This window comes from Skermanella pratensis, assembly GCF_008843145.1.
GTDB lineage: Bacteria > Pseudomonadota > Alphaproteobacteria > Azospirillales > Azospirillaceae > Skermanella > Skermanella pratensis.
The window spans coordinates 5,792,408-5,810,824 of the sequence record NZ_CP030265.1 but is presented as its reverse complement, the minus strand read 5'-3'; the positions used below and the strand labels follow the sequence as shown (position 1 = coordinate 5,810,824).

The following is an 18,417-nucleotide window of genomic DNA, read 5'->3' as shown; positions in this document are numbered from 1 at the left end:
CCCGGAAAATTCCCGCCGCGCGGGAGGCCTAACGGCTGTCGGCGGTCTGCGCGATCCGGATCTGGCGGGCGCGCGTCAGGATGGTGTCCTCCAGCCGGCTTGCCGTCTCGGTGCTGACGCCGGAGTCCCGCCATTCCCCGCCGTTCGGCCCTGTGCCGGCGCGCTGCTGCCGGAAGACGCTGACCCGCACCCCGTCGGCGCGAAGCTGCCGGTCGAGGATGTAGAGGTTGACCTTGAACCGCTCGTTCGGTGTTTCCGGCGGGGAATACCAGTCGGTCAGGATCACGCCGCCGAACGGATCGGCCGAGGCGATCGGCATGAAGGCCAGCGTGTCGAGCGAGGCGCGCCACAGATAGCTGTTGACGCCGATGCCCTGGCCGTCCTGCGGCCCCGACTCGGCGCGGCGCGGGCCGAGCAACGTGAACCCGCCCTCGCCGCCCAGCAGGCTGCCGTAGCGGTACCGCTTGTCCTCGTCCGGGTCGGGGAACTTGGCTTCCGGCTGGACGCCGCCGCAACCGCTCAGCAGCAGCGTCGCGCCGAGCACGCCCAGCAGGGCTGCGGCCGACTTGCGCCGGGTCGGCGCCCCCTGGGTGTTGCGCATCTGAACGTTGGGAAGCGGAAATCGGGCCATTTTGTCTGACATCTCTGCGGTTCGGGCGCCGGAAATTAGACCATAGGCGTGTGCGAGCGCAAGCGATCGGTCAATCGGCGTGCTCAGAAGGGCTGCGGCCCTTCCGCCCCTTCCGAACGCCGGGCGATGACCGGGTCAAGCCCGGTCATGACGGGGAGGGGGAGCGGAGGCCCTGGCAAAAAGGAGAAGCGACAGTCACTTCATCAGGTCCTCGTACAGGTCCCTCCACTCCGGATTCGCGACGACGATCAGCGCCACCTTCCACGCCCGTGGCCAGTGCTTGATGTTCTTTTCGCGCTGGATCGCCAAGCGGATGTCGTCGTACCGCTCGAGCCACACCAGACGCTGTACGTTGTAGCGCTTGGTGAAGCGGTTAGACGTTCGTTTGCGGTGCTCGTAAGCGCGCCGGGCAAGATCGGCAGTGACGCCGACATAGAGAGTTCCGTCCGGCCGGTTCGCCATCATGTACACCCAGCCGCCAAGTTCCATAAGCGTTCCTCACCGTTCTGATTACCACATAAGTGGCAAATTTGTTACGGTCTCAGGTTGTCTATCGCATCGCAATAGAAAGCATTTGCGACTCATACCCCGAAAATCACAACAATAGGCCGAACGGTCGATAGACCAGAAGTCATTACGGGGAAAACAGATGCGCAAGTTCCTTCTCGCCACGACCGCCACCGCAGCCGTTTGCGCGTTCGCCGCGCAAGCCCAGGCGCAAGTTACCGTCACGCTCGGCGGCTACACCGAGTTCTTCGCCGCGACCTACGACGACGACACGGGCTCCGACCGCACCAGCCGGGAGTTCCAGTTCGAAGCCGAGATCGTGGTCAAGGCGGACGGCAAGGCCGACAACGGCCTGCTGTACGGCGCCAAGATCGAGTTGCAGAACACCGGTATTTCCGACACGACCAACACCACCGGCGTCACCATCGATGAGGCTTCGGTCTACCTGGGCGGCACTTGGGGCCGGCTGGAACTGGGCGACTTCGACGGCGCGTCCGATACCCTGAAGATCTATGCTCCCGTGGTCGGCGTGGAGCAGATCGACGGCGACTATGTCGACTTCGCGGGCGGCCAGCCGAACTTCGGCATGCACATCCCCAACAGCGGCGACGTGACCAAGATCATGTACTTGACGCCGCGGATCGCGGGCTTTCAGGCCGGCGCCAGCTACACGCCGGAAAGCGACAGCGAGGGGCAGAACGTCGTTCTACGGAAGAATTTCAGCACCTACAAGGATATTGGCGAGTTCGGCGTCAACTACACGGGCGAGTTCGGGGGCTTGGGCGTGGCGCTCGGCGCCACCCTGACCACGGCGTCGAGCGGCAGCACCAGCGACGTGGAGGATTTCACCGCCTGGAACCTGGGCGCCCAGTTCACCTTCGGCGGCTTCGCCTTCGGCGGCGGCTATGTCGATGCGGGCGATTTCCTGCTGCCGACCACGGGCGCGATCGACGACGACCAGACCGCCTGGCATGTCGGCGGCAGCTACACCGTCGGCCCGTTTGCAGTCGCTGCCAGCTACCTGAACGCCGAGGGCTATACCGGGGCGTACGGCGGTTCGACCGACTATAGCGACGACTATCAAGCCTTCAGCGTGGGCGCCACCTATGCCCTGGCCCCCGGCATGATCCTGGAGACCGAAGTCACCTTCTTCGAGGACGATGTCCTGACCGGCACCCGCGGCGCCACGGTCAAGGGCAGCAACGACGGCTACGTCTTCGTGGTCGGTACCCGCCTGGACTTCTGATACCGGCGGCATCCGCACCGGCTTCACCTACGCAGGAACGGCGGCATCCCCGGATGCCGCCGTTCCGATTCCGGGAGGTCCGAAAGCGGCAATGTGTCTATCGCGTCACAGTGTGGGCGCTTCTACACGGCAGATGGTGATAGTGGATTGCATGAATTACCCCTAAAGGCTTATCCAAAATCGCATGCCCGATAGATTGGGTAGCCCAAAGGTCTTTAGAGGGAGTCAAAACAATGAGGAACATCCTCCTCGCCACCACCGCGCTCGCCGCCGTCGCCGGTTTCGCTTCCGCCGCCAACGCCCAGATCAAGGTCACCCTGGGCGGCTACACCGAATTCTTCGCCGCGACCTTCGATGAGGACGCCGTCAACAACTCGTCGGAACGCGATTTCCAGATCGAGACCGAGATCCTGATCAGGGCGGACGGCAAGGCCGACAACGGTCTGCTGTACGGTGCCAAGATCGAGCTTCAGAACACCGGCATTTCCGGCACGAACCCGCCCAATTCGAACGGCATCACCACCGACGAGGCTTCGGTCTATCTCGGCGGCTCCTGGGGCCGGATCGAGCTGGGCGACTTCGATGGCGCGAGCGATACCCTGGTCATCGTCGCTCCCATCTATGGCGTCGGCCAGATCGATGGTGACTATTCCGATTTCATCACCGGTCAGCCGAATGGCGGCTACTACGCCTTCGACTCGAGCGATGCGACCAAGGTCATGTACCTAACCCCGCGCGTCGCGGGCTTCCAGGGCGGCGTCAGCTATACCCCGCAGAACGGCAACGAGGGCCAGTCCGTCGTGACGGCCAAGCAGATCACCAACTACAAGGACTTGGTCGAGTTCGGCGTCAACTATACCGGCGATTTCAGCGGTGTCGGCGTCGCCCTGGCCTTCACCGGAAGCACCGCCGCAGGCAACTCCAACGCTGGCGTACAGGGCGCGCAGGACTATACCGCTCTGTATGCCGGTGGACAGGTGAAGTACGCCGGTTTCGCTTTCGGCGGCGGTTACGCCGACAATGACAAGGCGAACATGACGACCGGCAATGCTTTGACCAGGGCCAATATCGATTCTTTCGGTGACCAGAGCGTCTGGCATGTCGGTCTCGGCTACACCACCGGCCCGATCGCGATCAGCGGCACCTACATGGAAAACGACGGCGTTCGCGGAACGAACTGGTCCGAGTACAAAGCCTATGGCGTGGGCGGAGTCTACACCGTCGCCCCCGGCATGCTGCTGCAGTCCGACGTGATGTTCATCGATGACGAGACCCGGCTCCTGACCGCCGGGAAGAACTCCGCCAAGACGAGCAACGAAGGCTTCGTGTGGCTGATCAGCACCCGCCTGAACTTCTAAGAACCGCCCGGCCCTCGCGGGCTTGGGAAGTTCCTGGAGGCTTCGGAACCGGGGCGGTGGTGCGAGCCACCGCCCCGTTTTCGTTGGGCAATGGCTATCAGGCCCAATCGCCGTGAATTCTCCCTGATGTAATAACGGACGTTATTACATAATTGGACAGTCACAGAGGCGAGGCCACCATGCACACCACCAAACTGACCAAGATCGGCAATTCGACCGGCCTGACCGTGCCCCGCGACGTGCTTGCCTCGGCCGGGCTGAGCCGAGGCGACGAGGTCGCGGTCGAAGTCCGGGATGGAAAGATCGAGATCACCAAGGCGGATGACGGTTACAATCAGGCGATGGAGATCGGACGGCGGTTCGCGGCACGCTATCGCCGCACCATGGCGATCCTTTCAAAATGAGCCCGGCCGAAATGAGCCCGGCCGAAATGAACTTGGTCGTCGAAGAAGCGACGATCCAGGGCAGGCGTTTCCTGAACCCGCCTTTGCAGGCGCTCCTCGACCTTCATGGCGAATTGCTGGCGGAGCATGGCGGGGCTCCGGGATTGCGCGATCCCGGAGCGCTGGAGGCATCGCTGGCCCGCCCTTTCCAACCCAACGCCGACGTTGACGACAAGTTGACGATCTTCGATCTGGCGGCGGCATTGTGCGTCAGCATATGCCGGAGCCATCCTTTCGTGGACGGCAACAAGCGGGCGGCCTTCGCGGCGCTCGGCGTCACGCTCGGCCTGAACGGGTTCGAACTCGACGCGACCGAGCGCGAAGCGGCCGACAGGATCCTGGATCTCGCCGCCGGCGCGCTGTCGGAAGACAGGTTCCGCGACTGGGTGGCCGACCACTCCTACCCCATCGACCCCGATCCCTGATCACGCCACCTCGACCACCTTCATGTTGGACAGGTCCGTCAGCAACTGGCGCCGGGCCTTCTCGTTCAGGCCGGGGTGCGCCTGGGCCAGTTCGGTCTCGGTGAAGCTCTCCCGGCCGACGACCCAGGATACCGGGCCTTCGGCGCCCGGCGGGATCGGCACCGCGCGGCGGTCGTCGCCGAGCTGCCAGCCGGCCGGGCCGCGGGTCACCTTTAGGCTGGCGCTGCGGCGGCGCCAGCGCTTCGCCAGCGCGTCGCCGGGCAGGTCGAGGGTGCCGCGGTCGTAGTGGTAGCCGCGCATGAAGGCGGCGAACTGCTGGACCACGGCCGGTTCACGCACATACTCCGCGACCCGGGCGCCGAGGGCGGCCAGATGCTCCGCCATCGCCGAGTCAGGCGCGTCCGGACGGGGCACGGTGCGGCGGAACAGGGGGTCCTGCACCGCCCGCTCGAACAGCATGCTGATCAGGTCGAGCCCGATCACCGAGGTCAGGCCGAAGGCGATGTGGATCGCGGTTTCGCCCGACGCCAGCGCGTCGTGGTACCAGCCGCGCGGCAGGTACAGCACGTCGCCCGGCTTCAGCGTGACTTCCAGGCTGACCGGACCCTTGTGCTTGTCGTGGAAGTCCTGCCCCAGGGTTTTGAAGAAGGGATGGGCGATCGGATCCTCGAAATGGCGCTGGTAGATGCGCCAGGTCTTCTGCCCCTCCACATGCAGGGCATAGACGTCGTGGGTGTCGAAATGGCTGCCGAACGCCTGGTGCGCCCGCCACGAGCAATAGAGGTTGGCCTGGGCCTTGCCGCCGAGGCCCTGTTCCAACGCGTTGGCGACCGCCTTCAGGCCGGGGGTCAGGCTGTCGATGTCGTTGCACACCAGCGAGGCGCCGCGCCGCAGCCAGGTGCCGACCTTCTCCAGGTCGGCCATCATGGCCTCCCGCCCCTCACGGTCCAGGCCCGGCCGGCAATAGTCGGAGGCGTCGAGGATCCGGGTGTCGAGCACGAGCTGGAGCGACTTGGACGACCACAGGCCGGACTGGCCGAGCAGCCCCGACAGCGTCCGCCAGTCCATGACCGAGGCCAGCTTGCCGGCGGCGCCGGGGATGTGGAGAGGCTTTCGGCCGTGATAGTCGCGGAAGAACTCCTCCGGCGTCAGCGGGTGAAGGATGTCGGCAAGGCTGGCGATCGTCTCGGACATGGGGGTCCCTCTCTCGCGGGTCTGATCCGCGGCCCGGGGGGTGAAATCCGGTCAAGCCTTTGTTCGCGGAGGCGGCAGGATCACGGATGGGCACGGATAGGCACGGATGAACACGGATGCGTTTTCTTGCCGATCGAATATCAGGCCGGGGGACGAATCCACCAGGGGGAAATTATATCCGTGCCCATCCCGTTCATCCGTGATCCCGGCACCTCAGATGGCAGGGGAGCCGGCCGGGGCCGCCATCCAGGTTGGGCCTTGCCGTTTCCGGCCCGATGCGCGACAAGATGGACCATGATGACCAGCGATACGCCCACACCTGAGTCCGATTCCGACGTCGCCGCGAACCTGGCGGCCGTGCGCAACGCCATCGCCGGGGCCGCCCGCGCCGCGGGGCGCGATCCCGCCGGCGTCACGCTGGTCGCCGTCGGCAAGGTCCAGCCGATCGGGAAGCTGGAGGCGGCGCTGGATGCGGGCCAGCGCGTGTTCGGCGAGAACAGGGTGCAGGAGGCCAAGGCCAAGTTCCCGGCGCTGCGCGAGCGTTATCCCGACATCGAGCTTCACCTGATCGGTCCGCTCCAGACCAACAAGGTGAAGGAGGCGGTGGCCCTTTTCGACGTGATCCAGACCGTGGACCGCCCGAAGCTGGCCAAGGCGCTGGCCGAGGAGATGGCGAAGCAGGACCGGCGGCCGGCCTGCTACGTCGAGGTCAATACGGGGGCGGAGCCGCAGAAGGCCGGCATCCCGCCGGAGGAGGTCGGCGCCTTCCTGGAGACCTGCCGGACGGAATACGGGCTGCCCGTCTCCGGCCTGATGTGCATCCCGCCGGCGGACGAGGAGCCGGCGCTGCATTTCGCTCTGCTGTCCGACCTGGCGAAGCGCCACGGCCTGCCCGTGGTCAGCATGGGCATGAGCGGCGACTACGAGACGGCGGTGCGGTTCGGCGCCACCCATGTCCGGGTCGGCACCGCGATCTTCGGCGCCCGGCCGCCCAAGGAGTAGGGGGGCGGCGAGAGAACCGGTCAGCCGGCGACGGACAGGCGGTCGCCCGGGCGGCAGTCCCGCAGGAGAGCCAGCAGGTCGGGCAAGGCCAGGGCCACGCAGCCGGCGGTCGGCTCGTAGTCAGGCTTCGCCACATGCATGAAGACGGCGCTGCCCTCGCCGGGGATGACGGGGTCGTCGTTATGGCCGATCACCACCACGACGTCGTACAGGCCGTCGGCCCGCCACATCTCCTCGTGGCTGGCGGCGAAGGGCAGCTTGACCGGGCGGTTGTAGTCCGGGTCGGCGGGGTCGTCGCACCAGCCGTCGTCAGGGGCGATCGGGGCCGTCGGCAGCGCGGTCTCGGGCGCGGCAATCCGGTCCGGGCGGTAGAGCACGCGGCGCAGGGGGAAGCTGCCGACCGGCGTGGCGCCGTCGCCCTCGCGCTTGCCGGCGCCGATGCCGCCGCGGCCGAGCGCGCAGCGGAAGCTGCCGCCGGGCCAGGTCAGGACGCCGTCCCGTGAAACCTCGATATCCATGGTTCCTGCCTATCCGACGCGGGCGATCCGATCAATAGCTGCCGCGGGCCGCCCCGGGTGATGCGCCGGCGGGAGCGGCGGCGGTGCCGGTACGGGCGCCCTGCCGGTACTTGTCCAGCGCGTTCATCATCATGTCGGCAACCAGCTCCGGCGGGATCTGGGCCGATCCGCCGGGCGGCCAGCTTGCGGCCTGGGGCTGGGGGGAGGACGGGGCGGGAGCGGCGGCTGAGGCGGGCGCCTTCTCCGCGGCCTGGGCGGCGGCGAGCTGGGCGGAGGCCCGCTGGGCCGGCAGCTTCTCCAGGTGGGCGCCCGGCCCGGTCGCGATGGGGAGAGCCGACTTCGGCTGGAGGCCCGCGACGCGCTTGGGCACCGCGAAGAACTTCGAGTCGGTCTCGCCCGGCCTGTGGAACGCGGGAACCGGGTTGGGCGTCACCGCGGCCGGGATCAGGATCTCTCCGGCCGGCGCCGCCTCCGCCATGGCCGGCGGCACGGCGGCCGGGGTGGCCGGGGCGGCGGGGGCGGCGGGAGGTGCCGCCGGCGGGGTGGGCGGCGGCGATTCCGCCGACGCCACCCGGGGCGCCTCGGCCGCCGGCTCCTCGTCGCCGGACCCGGTGACCATCGCCATAAGGTGCTCGCCCGGGTCCTTGCCGGTCGTCTCGGCGATGATGGCGCTGCCGACGCCGGCGACCAAGCCGATGATCCCCCCATAGATCCCGCCGCCGATCACCCGCGACACGCCCTTGATGGTGTCGCCGGTCAGCTCGCGGTAGATCGTGTTGACCACAGGGATGTGCTGGAGCGGATTGACGATGTCGACGAAGTCCCAGAAGGACATATCGACCTCTCCGGTATCCGGCACTTCGTTCTCCGCGACGCCGTTCGGAATCGGGGTCTCCCAGTTCCGAGGCGTCGCGCGAGGGGCGGTCAGGGTATCGATGGACATGGCATGGCCTCCTGCCCGTCCCATCAGCAAGGGGCATGCCAAGGTCCGGAAAGGCGGGGGAACGGCCCTTCCGGGCGGTGGGGCGCCGCCGCTTCCCGGCAAAACCTGCCGGTGCCTGGAAAATCCTGCCGGTCAGCCGGCGCTGACGGGTACCGGCGGGTCCTCCAGCATCTCCCGCTCGGTCGTCTTGGACGGGAAGGCGCAGAGGTCGCGCACGACGCAGGTCGGGCAGTCCGGCTTGCGGGCCTTGCAGATGTAGCGGCCGTGAAGGATCAGCCAGTGGTGCGCGTGGGGCTTCCAGCGGGCCGGCACGTAGCGCACCAGCTTGCGCTCGACCTCCTCCGGCGTCTTGCCGCGCGCCAGCCCGGTCCGGTTGGAGACGCGGAAGATGTGGGTGTCGACCGCGATGGTGGTCTGGCCGAACGCCACGTTCAGCACCACGTTGGCGGTCTTGCGGCCGACCCCGGGCAGGGCTTCCAGCTCCTTCCGCTTGCGCGGCACCTCGCCGCCGTGCTCGGCGACCAGGATCTCCGACAGCTTCATGACGTTCCTGGCCTTGGTGTTGAACAGGCCGATCGTCCTGATATGCTGGCGAAGCTTCTCCTCCCCCAGGTCGAGCATCTGCCGCGGCGTCTGCACCACTTGGAACAGCGGGCCCGTCGCCCTGTTGACACCCACGTCGGTCGCCTGGGCGGACAGCACCACGGCGACCAGCAGGGTGTAAGGGTTGGTGTATTCCAGTTCGGTCTTGGGCGCCGGGTTGTCGGCGGCAAGGCGGCGGAAGAATTCTTCGATGTCGGCTGGCTTCATGAGGGTAGAATATCTCCTGGTTCCGCCCCGCGCCAAGGGCCGGCCGATCTGTACCGATCGGTCTTTACCAATTCCTCCGACGCATCATATCCTAGTGCCATGACCGCCATTGCCCATGACGATGCCGCGGAACCGCGGATCTTCTTCGACGCGATCCTGCATCCCCACAGGAGCCTCTCGCGGCGTGGCTTCGCGATCTTCATGGGGGCCTTCTCGGCGATCAGCCTGACGGTCGGCGGGTTCTTCTGGCTCCAGGGCGCCTGGCCGGTCTTCGGCTTCTTCGGGCTGGACATCCTGCTGGTCTGGTGGGCGTTCCGCCGGAGCTACCGCAGCGCCCGCATGTACGAGACGGTCCGCCTGACCGAGCGGGAGCTGGTGGTCCACCGGGTCGGCGTGACCGGCGACGACCGGTCCTGGAGCTTCCAGCCCTATTGGCTGCGGGTGACCATGGACGATCCGCCCGAACACGAGAGCCAAGTGACCCTGACCAGCCACGGCCAGACCCTGACCGTCGGCTCCTTCCTGTCGCCGGAGGAGCGGCTTGACTTCGCCAAGGCGCTGAACGAGGCGCTGGGCAAGTGCCGGCGCAGCCATCCCGGCCCCTGAGCCGGCCCCCTGAGCCGGCCCCTGAGAGGTTCGGCAAGAATCGGGTTGGCCCGGCCCCGGCATCGGCGGCATATGCTGTCCATCAATCCGGGGAGGATGAGATGACCGCCGCCCAATCGGCCGCCGAACTGACGGAAGACCAGGACCTCCGCAGCCACTACGCCGCCATCGCCGCCGCGATCGACCGGATCGTGGACGGCTACCAGGACCAGCCGTCGCTGGAGGACATGGCCTCGGCGGCGAACATGAGCCCGTTCCATTTCCAGCGCGTGTTCAAGCGTTGGGCCGGGATCAGCCCCAAGCGGTTCGCCCAGTTCGTGACGCTGGGCCATGCCAGGCGGCTGCTCGACGAGGACGCCAGCGTGCTGGACACGGCGCTGGAGGTGGGGCTTTCAGGCCCCAGCCGCCTGCACGACCTGTTCGTCGCGTGCGAGGCGATGACGCCCGGCGACTACAAGGCCGGGGCCGCCAGCCTGACGGTCCGCTGGGGGCTGCACGACAGCCCGTTCGGCCGCGCGCTGCTGGCGGCGACCCCGCGCGGGCTGTGCTGGCTGAGCTTCGCGATCGGCGACGACGAGCGGGCGGCGGTCGCGACCTTCCATGAGGAATGGGGCGAGGCCCGGCTGGTCGAGGACCCCGCGGCCACCGCCGGGATCGCGGACCGGGTCTTCGGCGGCGGCGCGGCGGCGGCGGGAGAGGCGATCCCGCTGGTGCTGCGCGGCACCAATTTCCAGATCAAGGTGTGGGAAGCGCTGCTCCGCATCCCCGCCGGCCGCTTCGTCAGCTACCAGGACCTGGCCCGCGCGGTCGGCCGGCCGGAGGCGCCGCGCGCCGTCGGGGCCGCCGTGGGGCGCAACCCGATCAGCCTGATCATCCCATGCCACCGGGTGATCCTGAAGTCGGGCGTCGTCCACAACTACCGCTGGGGCGTGCGCCGCAAGAAGGCCCTGCTGGCCTTCGAGGCGGCCCGCGCCGCCGGATGACGGATCGTAGGTCGGCCTTCGCCCGCAGGGCGAACGCCGACGTTCCCGCAGGGTGTCGGCGTTGGCCCTATGGGCCAAGGCCGACCTACGAGGCGTGGGCCTCGAATGCCGTTACTTCGGCGCCAGGCGCAGGGCGCCGTCCAGGCGGATGACGTCGCCGTTCAGCATCACGTTGCCGATGATGTGCAGCGCCAGGTCGGCGTATTCGTCCGCGTCGCCGAAGCGGTTGGGGAACGGGACCGAGGCGGCGAGGCTGTCCTGGACCTCCTGCGGCATGGTCAGCAGCATCGGCGTGGCGATCAGGCCCGGCGCGATGGTCATGACCCGGATGCCGTAGCGGGCCAGTTCGCGCGCGGCCGGCAAGCCAAGCGCTATCACCCCGCCCTTGGACGAGCCGTAGGCGGCCTGCCCGATCTGGCCCTCGAACCCGGCGACCGACGCCGTGTTGATGATGACGCCCCGCTCCGAGGTTTCCAGCGGGTCGAGCTTGCTCATGTCGTAGGCGGCCAGCCGCATCACGTTGAAGGTGCCGACCAGGTTGATGTCGACCACGCGCTTGAAGGCGGCGAGGTCGAGCGGCCCCTCGCGGCCGACGATGCGGCCGGGCGTCGCCACGCCGGCGCAGCTGATCGCGATGCGGGCCGGGCCGTGGGCGTCGCGCGCCTTGGCGAAGGCCGCCTCGGTGCTGGCGGCGTCGGACACGTCGCACTGGACCGCGATGCCGCCGATCTCGTCGGCGACCGCCTGGACGGAATCGATGTTGAGGTCGAACAGGGCGACCTTGGCGCCTTCCGCCGCGAGGCGCCGGGCGGTCTCCGCCCCCATGCCCGAGCCGCCGCCGGTGATGATGGCGGCATGATTCCTGACCTTCATCGGTCGTCCTCCCTTCATGCTGTTCGATCGACCCGCCGGGAACGTCCGGCAGGCCGCGGACCGCTCTTTAGCAGAGTGGGCGGTCGAATGCAGCAACCGGCCGGGGATGGACTGGCGGGCCCTCCGTCCTAGTTTGTCACCGGTCATGCTGTCCGATACCCCCCGCCCCGCCCTCGCGCTCGGCTTAGCCGGGCTGATCCCCTTCTACCTGGGAGCCGCCGCCGTCTGGCTGGCGCCGCCGCCCTGGAACGTCTACGCGCTCCAGGTGCAGGTGCTCTATGCCGCGACGATCCTGTCGTTCCTGGGCGCCGTCCATTGGGGACTGGCGCTGGCGAACCAGGGCGGCGGCCCCCCGCGGCCCGGCAACCCGGCGCCCGCGATGACCTGGACCCGCCTGGGCTGGAGCGTGGTGCCGCCGCTGGTGGCCTGGGTCGCCGTCGCCATGACGGCGGTGCCGGGGCTGGTCACCTTCATCATCGCCTTCGGCGCGATGTACCTGGGCGACCGCGCCGCGGTGCGGGCGGGCCATGCGCCGGCCTGGTACCTGCCGATGCGCAGGGTCCTGACAGCGATGGTGATCCTGGCGCTCGCCCTGTCGCTCGCCCGTGTGCTGCCGGGGCTGGGACCGCCGTCAGCGGCCGGTCTCCCGGACGCTGGCTGAGGCCGCGGCGGCCGAGCGGGTCCGGCGCGCCAGCGACGCCTCCCGCTGGACGATGTAGATGGTGGAGCCGGCGATGATACCGGCGCCGACCCAGGCCCACAGGTCCATGGTCTCGCCGAACATGACGTAGCCGAGCAGCGCCGCGAAGGGCAGCTTGGTATAGTCGAACGGCATCATCGCGGAGGCGTCGGCCATGTGGAAGGCGCGGGTCAGCGACAGGTGGCCCAGGGTCGCTACGCCGCCCATGGCGACCAGCCAGACCAGCATTCCCCAGCTGGGCCAGGACCAGACGAACAGCGCCGGGACCAGCGACATGGGCGTCAGGAACAGCACCATGTAGGTCACCATGGCGGTGGTCGACTCGGTCCGCGCAAGCGCCTTGACCTGGAGCGCCGACGCCGCGCTGAAGCAGGCCGACACCAGCACCAGTACCGCCATCAGGTCGATGGCCTCCGCATCGGGCCTGACGATCACGAGCACGCCGAGGAACCCCACGACGGTGGCGGTCCAGCGCCGCAGCCGGACCACCTCGCCCAGGAACAGCGCGGCGCCCACGGTGGCGAACAGCGGCGTGGTGAAGTTGAGCGCCACCGCCTCCGCCAGGGGCATCACGCTGATCGCGTAGAACCAGGTCAGCATGGCGGCCAGCCCGGTCAGGGCGCGCGTCGAGTAGAGGCCCCACTTGCGGGTCCGCAGGCCGCCCAGTCCCGCCCGCATCAGCCAGGGCAGCATGAAGGCCAGGCTGAAGAAGTTGCGGAAGAAGGTGACCTGGAACGGGTGCAGCTCGGTCGAGGCGTGGCGGATCAGCAGGTTGAGCACCGAGAACAGGGCCGCCGCCGTGACCATCCACAGCGCCCCCTCCACCGTGACGGAAAGCTTGGACGGGAACAGGCGCGTGCCGAAGAAAGCCACTGGTGAGGACTGCCGGGTCTGCTGCGGGAAAAAGAGGCGGCGGGAAAAGACGTATGTGCGACACTATGCCCGTATCCTTCCCGGTGACCAACCGACGGTGGCCCGGGAGGCTTGCGCGGGGCGCAAATCTGCCATGCGGCGAATCGGTTCCCGCGGGAACCGGCCTATGGTGGGATGGTCGAGACACCGGTTTGGGAGGAAAAAGAAGATGCAGTTCCTGGTCATCGCCTATGACGGGACCGACGAGTCGGCGCTGGACCGGCGCATGGCGGTCCGCGAGGCCCATATCGAGGCCGCCCGCGCCATGAAGGCGGACGGCAGCATGATCGTCGGCGGCGCCATCCTGGACGACCAGGGGCGCATGATCGGCTCCTCCTGCATCGTGGAGATGCCCGACCGCGCTGCTGTGGATGCCTGGCTGGCCCGCGACCCCTATGTCACCGGCAATGTCTGGCAGAAGATCGAGGTGCGCCCGTTCCGCTGCGCGCCGCTGGCATAGTTGCACGCGGCTATACAGTCCATCGACGCGGCGGTGGATTATGCCGGCGGATGATCGGGCCGATATGAGGGGCACGTGATCGTCCACCTTGTTGGAGCCCTGCCATGCCCCGTTTCCCCAGCCTTTTCGTCTCGCACGGTTCGCCCACCCTGGCCCTGGAGCGGGGCGGCGCCGCCGATTTCCTGCGCGGCTACGGCGAGCGGCTGGGGAGGCCGGAGGCGATCCTGGTGGTGTCCGCCCACTGGGAGACCGCGACTCCGGCGGCCGGCACCAGCGCCGCTCCAGGGACCATCCACGATTTCAGGGGCTTCCCGGAAGCCCTCTACCGGATCCGCTATCCCGCCCCGGGCGCTCCGGGAACGGCGGCGGAGGCGGCGCGCCTGATCGGGGCCGCGACGGGGATGCCGGTCAGGCTCGATCCGGAGCGGGGACTCGACCACGGGGCCTGGGTGCCGCTGTCGCTGATGTACCCCGCCGCCGACATCCCGGTCGCCCAGCTCTCGATCCTGCGCGACGGCGGCCCGGCCGGCCACCTGGCGCTGGGCGAGGCCATCCGCCCGCTGCGCGACGCAGGGGTGCTGGTGCTGGCGTCGGGCAGCGCCACCCATAACCTGAACGAGTTCAGGGGCAATGCCCACGACGCGCCGGCGCCGGGCTGGGTCGCGGAATTCGGCGAGTGGATGGCCGCGGCGGTCCGCGACGGCCGCACCGCCGACCTGCTGGACTATCGCCGGCTGGCCCCCTCCGCCGAGCGCAACCACCCGACCGAGGAGCACCTGATGCCGCTGTTCGCGGCGATCGGCGCCGCGTCGCCGGACTCGGGTTCGAGGGGTACCCGCGTCCATGCCGGCCATGCCTTCGGCGTGCTGGCGATGGATGTCTACGCGTTCGACTGATCGCCGGGGGGTGATCCGAAGGACAGGCGGCACGGTGGAACGGATTTGCCCGGATTGTGTTCGAAATTGAACCTGTTCCGGCTGCCGAGCGGATGATCCCTTGGAAATTCGAGACGCGACCTATGACCGCCTGCTCAACATATGGGGTCGGCTGAGGACCAGCCTGTGGTTCGTTCCCATGCTGATGACGTTCGCGGCGTTGCTCCTGGCCGTGTTCGCGCTGGGGATCGACTCCAACCTGACGGGGAACGACGAGCGCGTCTGGTGGCTGTACGGCGGCAAGGCGGAGAATGCCAGCGAGTTGCTGTCCACGCTGCTGTCGTCGATCATCACCATGGCGACCCTGGCGATCTCGATCACCATGGTGGTCCTCACCCTGGCGGCCAGCCAGCTCGGGCCGCGCCTGATCCGGAACTTCATGGGCGACCGGCGCACCCAGGCGGCGCTGGGCTTCTTCGTGATGACGATCGTCTACCTGCTGCTGGTCTACCGGCGGGTCGACGACCACCTGGACGCCGAGAACGTGCCCAACGTCGCCATCACGCTAGGATCCGCCCTGTCGCTGGCCTCGGTCTTCCTGCTGCTCTTCTACGTGCACCATCTCGCCAGTTCGATCGTCTCGGACACGGTGATCAACCGGGTCGGCAACGAGCTGGACGAGGGGCTGCGGCGCCTGCTGCCCGAACCGGGCGCGACCTCCGGGAGCGACCAGCGCGCCGGCGGAGACGGTCCGGACGGCGGCGGCGCCGACCTCAGCCTGCCCCGGGGAGGCTATGTCCAGACCATCGACCATGACGCGCTGGTGGCGCTGGCGCGCGAGCATGACGTCGTGCTGACGCTTCGGTTCCGCGCGGGCTGGCACCTGCTGGCCGGCGGCAGCCACGCCTCGTTCAGCCCGCGCGGCCGTTCCGGCGACGGGATCGCCCGGGGTTTGGCCGCCGCGGTGGTGGTCGGTGCCGACCGCACCCCAACCCAGGACATCGAGTTCAGCATCCGCCAGTTGGTCGAGGTGGCGTTGCGCGCGCTGTCGCCCGGAATCAACGATCCCTATACGGCCGTGGCGGTGATCGACCGGCTGGCCGCGTCCCTGGCGATCGCCATGGCGCGCGACACGGAGCCGGCGCTGCACCGGGACGAGGACGGCCGGGTCAGGCTGATCGCCCACCCCGCCACTTTCACCGGGCTGGTCGACCGTTCCTTCAACGAGATCCGGCAGGCCGCCGCCGGAAAGCCCGCCCTCCTGATCCACCTGCTCGACAACATCGCCCGGCTGGCGTCCCACGTCCGCACCCTGGAACAGCGCGACTCGCTGGCCCGGCAGGCGGCGATGATCGCGTCCTCTGCCCTCCGCGACGTCAAGGAGGAACAGGACCAGGCCGAGATCGCCGACCGGCACGAGGCGGCGCTGGCCAGCCTGATCTCCACGAATGTTTGAGGGCCGACCGGCCTCGCCCCTGCCCCGGCGGCCCCCACCCGGCGTCAGGCGTCCTCGAAGAACTCCACCCCGCCGTCGTCCAGGTCGTAGCGGGCGCCGACGATCTTCAGCTTGCCGGCTTCCAATGGATCGACGAGCAGCGGTTCCGACTCGCGCAGCCGTTGGACGATCCGCCGGACGTTGGCCCGGACCGCGTTGTCCACGAAGTCGCCCGGCTGGTCGCGCACGTCCAGGACCGCGGGGATGATCGGCTCGACCATCCTGCCGATGCTGCCGGGGAACTTGGCGTTGTCGCGCACCACCGACACCGCGGCGGCGACCGCGCCGCACCGCTCGTGGCCCATCACGACGACCAGCGGCACGCCCAGCTCCGCCACCGCGTATTCGATGCTGCCCAGCGCCGCGGTGTCCACGGTGTTGCCCGCGTTGCGCACGATGAACAGTTCGCCCAGGCCGCGGCCGAACAGCAGTTCCGGCGGCACGCGGGAATCGGAGCAGCTCACCAGCACGGCGAAGGGCGTCTGGCTGCGCGCGATCTCGATCCGGCGGTCGCGGTTCTCACCGGTGCGGTAGGCGCTGTCGGTGATGAAGTCGCGATTTCCGTCCTTCAGCAGCTGGAGCGCCTGGTCGGGCGTCAGGTCGGTCTTGGCGACCGGGCCGGCCGCGAAGGCCCTGCCGACCGGCAGGATCGCACCGGCCAGGACTCCCGCGGCGGCACCGCCGCAGGTCTGCTTGAAGAATCTGCGCCTGGACTTGTCTATCCCGGTCACTGCCGTTCCCCCCTTCATGGTCTGGTTCCCCATTCGGCGACCCCAGGTTTCGGAGCCTCCTGGCTCTTGCAACAGGAATTGTCGCCCGGAGTCCCCGCAGCCGGCCCAATCGTTCCGACAATCCTGCGGAACTGAGCAGGATCATTGATGTCAACCTGCGCTTTGTTGCTTCCCCATGGTAATGCAGGACGCCACGAGCCCAAGGGGGCCGGTTGATCGGTTCGGCGGGCGTCGGCGAAAATGACAGCCATGGACGGAAGCGCATGTGGAAATCAACCCAGCCCCTCTCGCGCGAAGATATCGTCGCGATCTAGCAGGTGCTGCTTGGCCGCCGGCCCGAGAGTGACAGCGTCATCGAAGATTGTCGCCGCATGGGCTCCGCGTCCGTGGCCGTGCGCGCCATAGGGCAATCCGGCGGGTTCGCCGAAAAGCGGACCTAGAGTCCCTTCTGCGAGTCCCTTCCGCGAGTCCCTTCTGCCACCATCACGCCTGTTTCGACCGGGTGGACCCTTGGGATGGAGCGGCCGGCCATCATCCGGCTTTCCGAGGACACGCCGCTGACCCTGGTGGACGGGGTCCAGGGCTGGCGGAACACGGCGCGCTGACGCCCCGGCAGGCTATTCCGCGGCCTGGGCAAGGGCGGGCTGGGCGGCGGAGCCCGGTTCCGCCACCACGGTCCCGACCAACTCGCGCAATCGCTCGGCGATGGCGCCGATCGCCGAGGCGGTGACCGCGAGCTGGTCGGCCCGGACGTTGGTCGCTTTCGCGGCGCCGCGCATCGCCTGGACTTCCGCGGTGACGCGGATGCTGTCGGACGCCGCGGTCTCGGCGATCGCGAGGGCGCCGCGCGCGGCTTCGGCCACTTCGCCGATCGATTCGGCGACGTTGGACGATTCGCCGCTGGCATTGCCCATGCTCTCGACGATGTGCTGGGCCGCGTCGGCCTGTTCGGCCAGCGCCGCCGAGACCGAGCGGACCGATTCGTCCAGGGTGCCGGTCATCTCGGTGATGGTCCGGATCACCGACACGGCATCCCCCGCCTCGCCCTGGATCGCGCCGACCTTGCGCTCGATGTCCTCGACCGCGCGGGCCGCTAGTGGCTCGGCACAGTGGTTTTGATTGATTTATCGTAGGTCGGCCTCGGCCGAAGGCCGACGCCGACAGCGTGGCCGGAGCGTTGACGCAGGGTGTCGGCCTTCGCCCTGACGGGCGAAGGCCGACCTACGGCACTCCGCTCCGCCGAACGTCATCAAAAACACTGTGCAGAACCACTAGTTGAGGTTGGTCTGGAAGGCCTTCACCGCGGCCAGCCGGGCCGCGATGTCGCCGGCCGGGTCCGCCGCCTGGGCCAGGGCGGGACCGGCCGGCAGGACCGATGCGGCTAGAACCGCCAGCAGGGGCCGACGCCCGACGAAAAACGTTCCGGGGCGGGCGGTGGGAAACATGAACGGAACTGTCTGGATCAAGGGTGGCGCAGGCGGCCTGAATTGCCGGTGAAAACACTATCCACTCCGCGGAAAGGCATTCCAGTAAAGCACCGTCGCAGCGGATGCATCATACCGGTACGACCATGATTCATAAAATACCATGTAACCAAGCATTCACCCACCCTGTGGCATCTTTGGGCATTCGTTCGCCGGACCGGACAGAATAGCCGGTTTCGGGATATAGGCTGTTCGCCGCGCCCCGGCAGTTTGCATACTCC

General features: G+C 68.3%; 22 protein-coding genes. 11 read left to right on the top strand and 11 right to left on the bottom strand.

Annotation, left to right across the window (positions count from 1 at the left end; all coding sequences use genetic code 11):
• Nucleotides 1-28: 28 nt before the first annotated feature.
• A complete protein-coding gene (locus DPR14_RS26765; protein ID WP_246148637.1) occupies nt 29-631 on the bottom strand; it encodes a DUF3576 domain-containing protein in 603 nt (200 codons plus the stop codon).
• A gap of 195 nt (nt 632-826) precedes the next feature.
• Nucleotides 827-1,120: a GIY-YIG nuclease family protein gene (locus DPR14_RS26760; protein WP_158047867.1), complete on the bottom strand. Its 294-nt coding sequence runs from the start codon at nt 1,118-1,120 to the stop codon at nt 827-829.
• A gap of 160 nt (nt 1,121-1,280) precedes the next feature.
• Here DPR14_RS26760 and DPR14_RS26755 point away from each other — a divergent pair, with 160 nt between their 5' ends.
• The 4 genes from DPR14_RS26755 to DPR14_RS26740 all read left to right on the top strand — a co-directional run bounded on the left by DPR14_RS26755 (nt 1,281) and on the right by DPR14_RS26740 (nt 4,610).
• Complete coding sequence (locus DPR14_RS26755; RefSeq protein ID WP_158047866.1) at nt 1,281-2,384, top strand: porin; 1,104 nt, start codon at nt 1,281-1,283, stop codon at nt 2,382-2,384.
• 233 nt (nt 2,385-2,617) lie between these two features.
• Nucleotides 2,618-3,742: a porin gene (locus tag DPR14_RS26750; protein WP_158047865.1), complete on the top strand. Its 1,125-nt coding sequence runs from the start codon at nt 2,618-2,620 to the stop codon at nt 3,740-3,742.
• A 179-nt stretch (nt 3,743-3,921) separates the two neighbouring features.
• A complete protein-coding gene (locus tag DPR14_RS26745; RefSeq protein ID WP_158047864.1) occupies nt 3,922-4,146 on the top strand; it encodes an AbrB/MazE/SpoVT family DNA-binding domain-containing protein in 225 nt (74 codons plus the stop codon).
• Entirely contained in the window at nt 4,143-4,610 is a 468-nt protein-coding gene (locus DPR14_RS26740) for a type II toxin-antitoxin system death-on-curing family toxin (protein WP_246148632.1), read from the top strand. The genes DPR14_RS26745 and DPR14_RS26740 overlap by 4 nt, the downstream gene beginning before the upstream one ends.
• Here DPR14_RS26740 and DPR14_RS26735 read toward each other — a convergent pair whose 3' ends face one another.
• Nucleotides 4,611-5,804 (bottom strand): cupin domain-containing protein, encoded by a 1,194-nt coding sequence (locus DPR14_RS26735; protein ID WP_158047863.1) that lies wholly within the window; start codon nt 5,802-5,804, stop codon nt 4,611-4,613.
• Between the two features lie 294 nt (nt 5,805-6,098).
• On the opposite strand from DPR14_RS26735, the gene DPR14_RS26730 reads away from it, so the two are divergent.
• The gene (locus tag DPR14_RS26730; protein ID WP_158047862.1) at nt 6,099-6,806 is read left to right on the top strand and encodes a YggS family pyridoxal phosphate-dependent enzyme; all 708 of its coding nucleotides are present in this window, start codon (nt 6,099-6,101) and stop codon (nt 6,804-6,806) included.
• A 20-nt stretch (nt 6,807-6,826) separates the two neighbouring features.
• Here the strand turns inward: DPR14_RS26730 and DPR14_RS26725 are convergent, their stop codons facing one another.
• The 3 genes from DPR14_RS26725 to nth form a co-directional block, all read right to left on the bottom strand.
• Nucleotides 6,827-7,324, bottom strand: coding sequence for a L,D-transpeptidase family protein (locus DPR14_RS26725; RefSeq protein ID WP_158047861.1), 498 nt, complete (start codon nt 7,322-7,324; stop codon nt 6,827-6,829).
• Between the two features lie 31 nt (nt 7,325-7,355).
• The gene (locus DPR14_RS26720; RefSeq protein WP_158047860.1) at nt 7,356-8,267 is read right to left on the bottom strand and encodes a hypothetical protein; all 912 of its coding nucleotides are present in this window, start codon (nt 8,265-8,267) and stop codon (nt 7,356-7,358) included.
• A gap of 132 nt (nt 8,268-8,399) precedes the next feature.
• Nucleotides 8,400-9,077, bottom strand: coding sequence for an endonuclease III (nth, locus tag DPR14_RS26715; RefSeq protein WP_158047859.1), 678 nt, complete (start codon nt 9,075-9,077; stop codon nt 8,400-8,402).
• A 99-nt stretch (nt 9,078-9,176) separates the two neighbouring features.
• On the opposite strand from nth, the gene DPR14_RS26710 reads away from it, so the two are divergent.
• Together DPR14_RS26710 and DPR14_RS26705 are read left to right on the top strand one after the other, a co-directional pair.
• On the top strand, nt 9,177-9,683 hold the full coding sequence (locus DPR14_RS26710) for a DUF2244 domain-containing protein (RefSeq protein ID WP_158047858.1): 507 nt from the start codon (nt 9,177-9,179) through the stop codon (nt 9,681-9,683).
• Between the two features lie 101 nt (nt 9,684-9,784).
• Complete coding sequence (locus DPR14_RS26705; protein ID WP_158047857.1) at nt 9,785-10,666, top strand: methylated-DNA--[protein]-cysteine S-methyltransferase; 882 nt, start codon at nt 9,785-9,787, stop codon at nt 10,664-10,666.
• Nucleotides 10,667-10,777: 111 nt separating this feature from the next.
• Here DPR14_RS26705 and DPR14_RS26700 read toward each other — a convergent pair whose 3' ends face one another.
• Entirely contained in the window at nt 10,778-11,539 is a 762-nt protein-coding gene (locus tag DPR14_RS26700; protein WP_158047856.1) for an SDR family NAD(P)-dependent oxidoreductase, read from the bottom strand.
• A gap of 145 nt (nt 11,540-11,684) precedes the next feature.
• Here DPR14_RS26700 and DPR14_RS26695 point away from each other — a divergent pair, with 145 nt between their 5' ends.
• The gene (locus DPR14_RS26695; protein WP_192499183.1) at nt 11,685-12,200 is read left to right on the top strand and encodes a DUF3429 domain-containing protein; all 516 of its coding nucleotides are present in this window, start codon (nt 11,685-11,687) and stop codon (nt 12,198-12,200) included.
• On the opposite strand, the gene DPR14_RS26690 is transcribed toward DPR14_RS26695, so the two are convergent.
• Nucleotides 12,171-13,112: a DMT family transporter gene (locus DPR14_RS26690; RefSeq protein WP_158047854.1), complete on the bottom strand. Its 942-nt coding sequence runs from the start codon at nt 13,110-13,112 to the stop codon at nt 12,171-12,173. The two genes, DPR14_RS26695 and DPR14_RS26690, sit on opposite strands and share 30 nt — an antisense overlap.
• A gap of 208 nt (nt 13,113-13,320) precedes the next feature.
• On the opposite strand from DPR14_RS26690, the gene DPR14_RS26685 reads away from it, so the two are divergent.
• The 3 genes from DPR14_RS26685 to DPR14_RS26675 all read left to right on the top strand — a co-directional run bounded on the left by DPR14_RS26685 (nt 13,321) and on the right by DPR14_RS26675 (nt 15,942).
• Nucleotides 13,321-13,611 carry a YciI family protein gene (locus tag DPR14_RS26685; RefSeq protein WP_158047853.1) on the top strand — a complete coding sequence of 97 codons (291 nt, stop codon included), beginning with the start codon at nt 13,321-13,323 and terminating at the stop codon, nt 13,609-13,611.
• Nucleotides 13,612-13,715: 104 nt separating this feature from the next.
• Nucleotides 13,716-14,507, top strand: coding sequence for a DODA-type extradiol aromatic ring-opening family dioxygenase (locus tag DPR14_RS26680; RefSeq protein ID WP_158047852.1), 792 nt, complete (start codon nt 13,716-13,718; stop codon nt 14,505-14,507).
• Between the two features lie 100 nt (nt 14,508-14,607).
• Nucleotides 14,608-15,942 carry a DUF2254 domain-containing protein gene (locus DPR14_RS26675; protein WP_158047851.1) on the top strand — a complete coding sequence of 445 codons (1,335 nt, stop codon included), beginning with the start codon at nt 14,608-14,610 and terminating at the stop codon, nt 15,940-15,942.
• A gap of 44 nt (nt 15,943-15,986) precedes the next feature.
• Here DPR14_RS26675 and DPR14_RS26670 read toward each other — a convergent pair whose 3' ends face one another.
• The 3 genes from DPR14_RS26670 to DPR14_RS27640 form a co-directional block, all read right to left on the bottom strand.
• Entirely contained in the window at nt 15,987-16,730 is a 744-nt protein-coding gene (locus tag DPR14_RS26670; RefSeq protein ID WP_158047850.1) for a carbonic anhydrase, read from the bottom strand.
• A 599-nt stretch (nt 16,731-17,329) separates the two neighbouring features.
• Entirely contained in the window at nt 17,330-17,740 is a 411-nt protein-coding gene (locus DPR14_RS26665; protein WP_192499182.1) for a hypothetical protein, read from the bottom strand.
• Between the two features lie 243 nt (nt 17,741-17,983).
• Nucleotides 17,984-18,157 carry a hypothetical protein gene (locus DPR14_RS27640; RefSeq protein ID WP_192499181.1) on the bottom strand — a complete coding sequence of 58 codons (174 nt, stop codon included), beginning with the start codon at nt 18,155-18,157 and terminating at the stop codon, nt 17,984-17,986.
• Nucleotides 18,158-18,417: the final 260 nt, after the last annotated feature.

Excerpts from the sequence above, each read along its gene's own strand:
- DPR14_RS26725 (WP_158047861.1), bottom strand. The coding sequence starts at position 7,324 with ATGGATATCGAGGTTTCACGGGACGGCGTCCTGACCTGGCCCGGCGGC.
- DPR14_RS27640 (WP_192499181.1), bottom strand. The coding sequence starts at position 18,157 with ATGTTTCCCACCGCCCGCCCCGGAACGTTTTTCGTCGGGCGTCGGCCC.
- DPR14_RS26685 (WP_158047853.1), top strand. The coding sequence starts at position 13,321 with ATGCAGTTCCTGGTCATCGCCTATGACGGGACCGACGAGTCGGCGCTG.
- DPR14_RS26730 (WP_158047862.1), top strand. The coding sequence starts at position 6,099 with ATGATGACCAGCGATACGCCCACACCTGAGTCCGATTCCGACGTCGCC.
- DPR14_RS26720 (WP_158047860.1), bottom strand. The coding sequence starts at position 8,267 with ATGTCCATCGATACCCTGACCGCCCCTCGCGCGACGCCTCGGAACTGG.
- DPR14_RS26740 (WP_246148632.1), top strand. The coding sequence starts at position 4,143 with ATGAGCCCGGCCGAAATGAGCCCGGCCGAAATGAACTTGGTCGTCGAA.
- DPR14_RS26765 (WP_246148637.1), bottom strand. The coding sequence starts at position 631 with ATGGCCCGATTTCCGCTTCCCAACGTTCAGATGCGCAACACCCAGGGG.
- DPR14_RS26670 (WP_158047850.1), bottom strand. The coding sequence starts at position 16,730 with ATGAAGGGGGGAACGGCAGTGACCGGGATAGACAAGTCCAGGCGCAGA.
- DPR14_RS26750 (WP_158047865.1), top strand. The coding sequence starts at position 2,618 with ATGAGGAACATCCTCCTCGCCACCACCGCGCTCGCCGCCGTCGCCGGT.
- DPR14_RS26680 (WP_158047852.1), top strand. The coding sequence starts at position 13,716 with ATGCCCCGTTTCCCCAGCCTTTTCGTCTCGCACGGTTCGCCCACCCTG.
- DPR14_RS26735 (WP_158047863.1), bottom strand. The coding sequence starts at position 5,804 with ATGTCCGAGACGATCGCCAGCCTTGCCGACATCCTTCACCCGCTGACG.
- DPR14_RS26760 (WP_158047867.1), bottom strand. The coding sequence starts at position 1,120 with ATGGAACTTGGCGGCTGGGTGTACATGATGGCGAACCGGCCGGACGGA.
- DPR14_RS26710 (WP_158047858.1), top strand. The coding sequence starts at position 9,177 with ATGACCGCCATTGCCCATGACGATGCCGCGGAACCGCGGATCTTCTTC.
- DPR14_RS26755 (WP_158047866.1), top strand. The coding sequence starts at position 1,281 with ATGCGCAAGTTCCTTCTCGCCACGACCGCCACCGCAGCCGTTTGCGCG.
- DPR14_RS26695 (WP_192499183.1), top strand. The coding sequence starts at position 11,685 with ATGCTGTCCGATACCCCCCGCCCCGCCCTCGCGCTCGGCTTAGCCGGG.
- DPR14_RS26745 (WP_158047864.1), top strand. The coding sequence starts at position 3,922 with ATGCACACCACCAAACTGACCAAGATCGGCAATTCGACCGGCCTGACC.
- nth (WP_158047859.1), bottom strand. The coding sequence starts at position 9,077 with ATGAAGCCAGCCGACATCGAAGAATTCTTCCGCCGCCTTGCCGCCGAC.
- DPR14_RS26705 (WP_158047857.1), top strand. The coding sequence starts at position 9,785 with ATGACCGCCGCCCAATCGGCCGCCGAACTGACGGAAGACCAGGACCTC.
- DPR14_RS26700 (WP_158047856.1), bottom strand. The coding sequence starts at position 11,539 with ATGAAGGTCAGGAATCATGCCGCCATCATCACCGGCGGCGGCTCGGGC.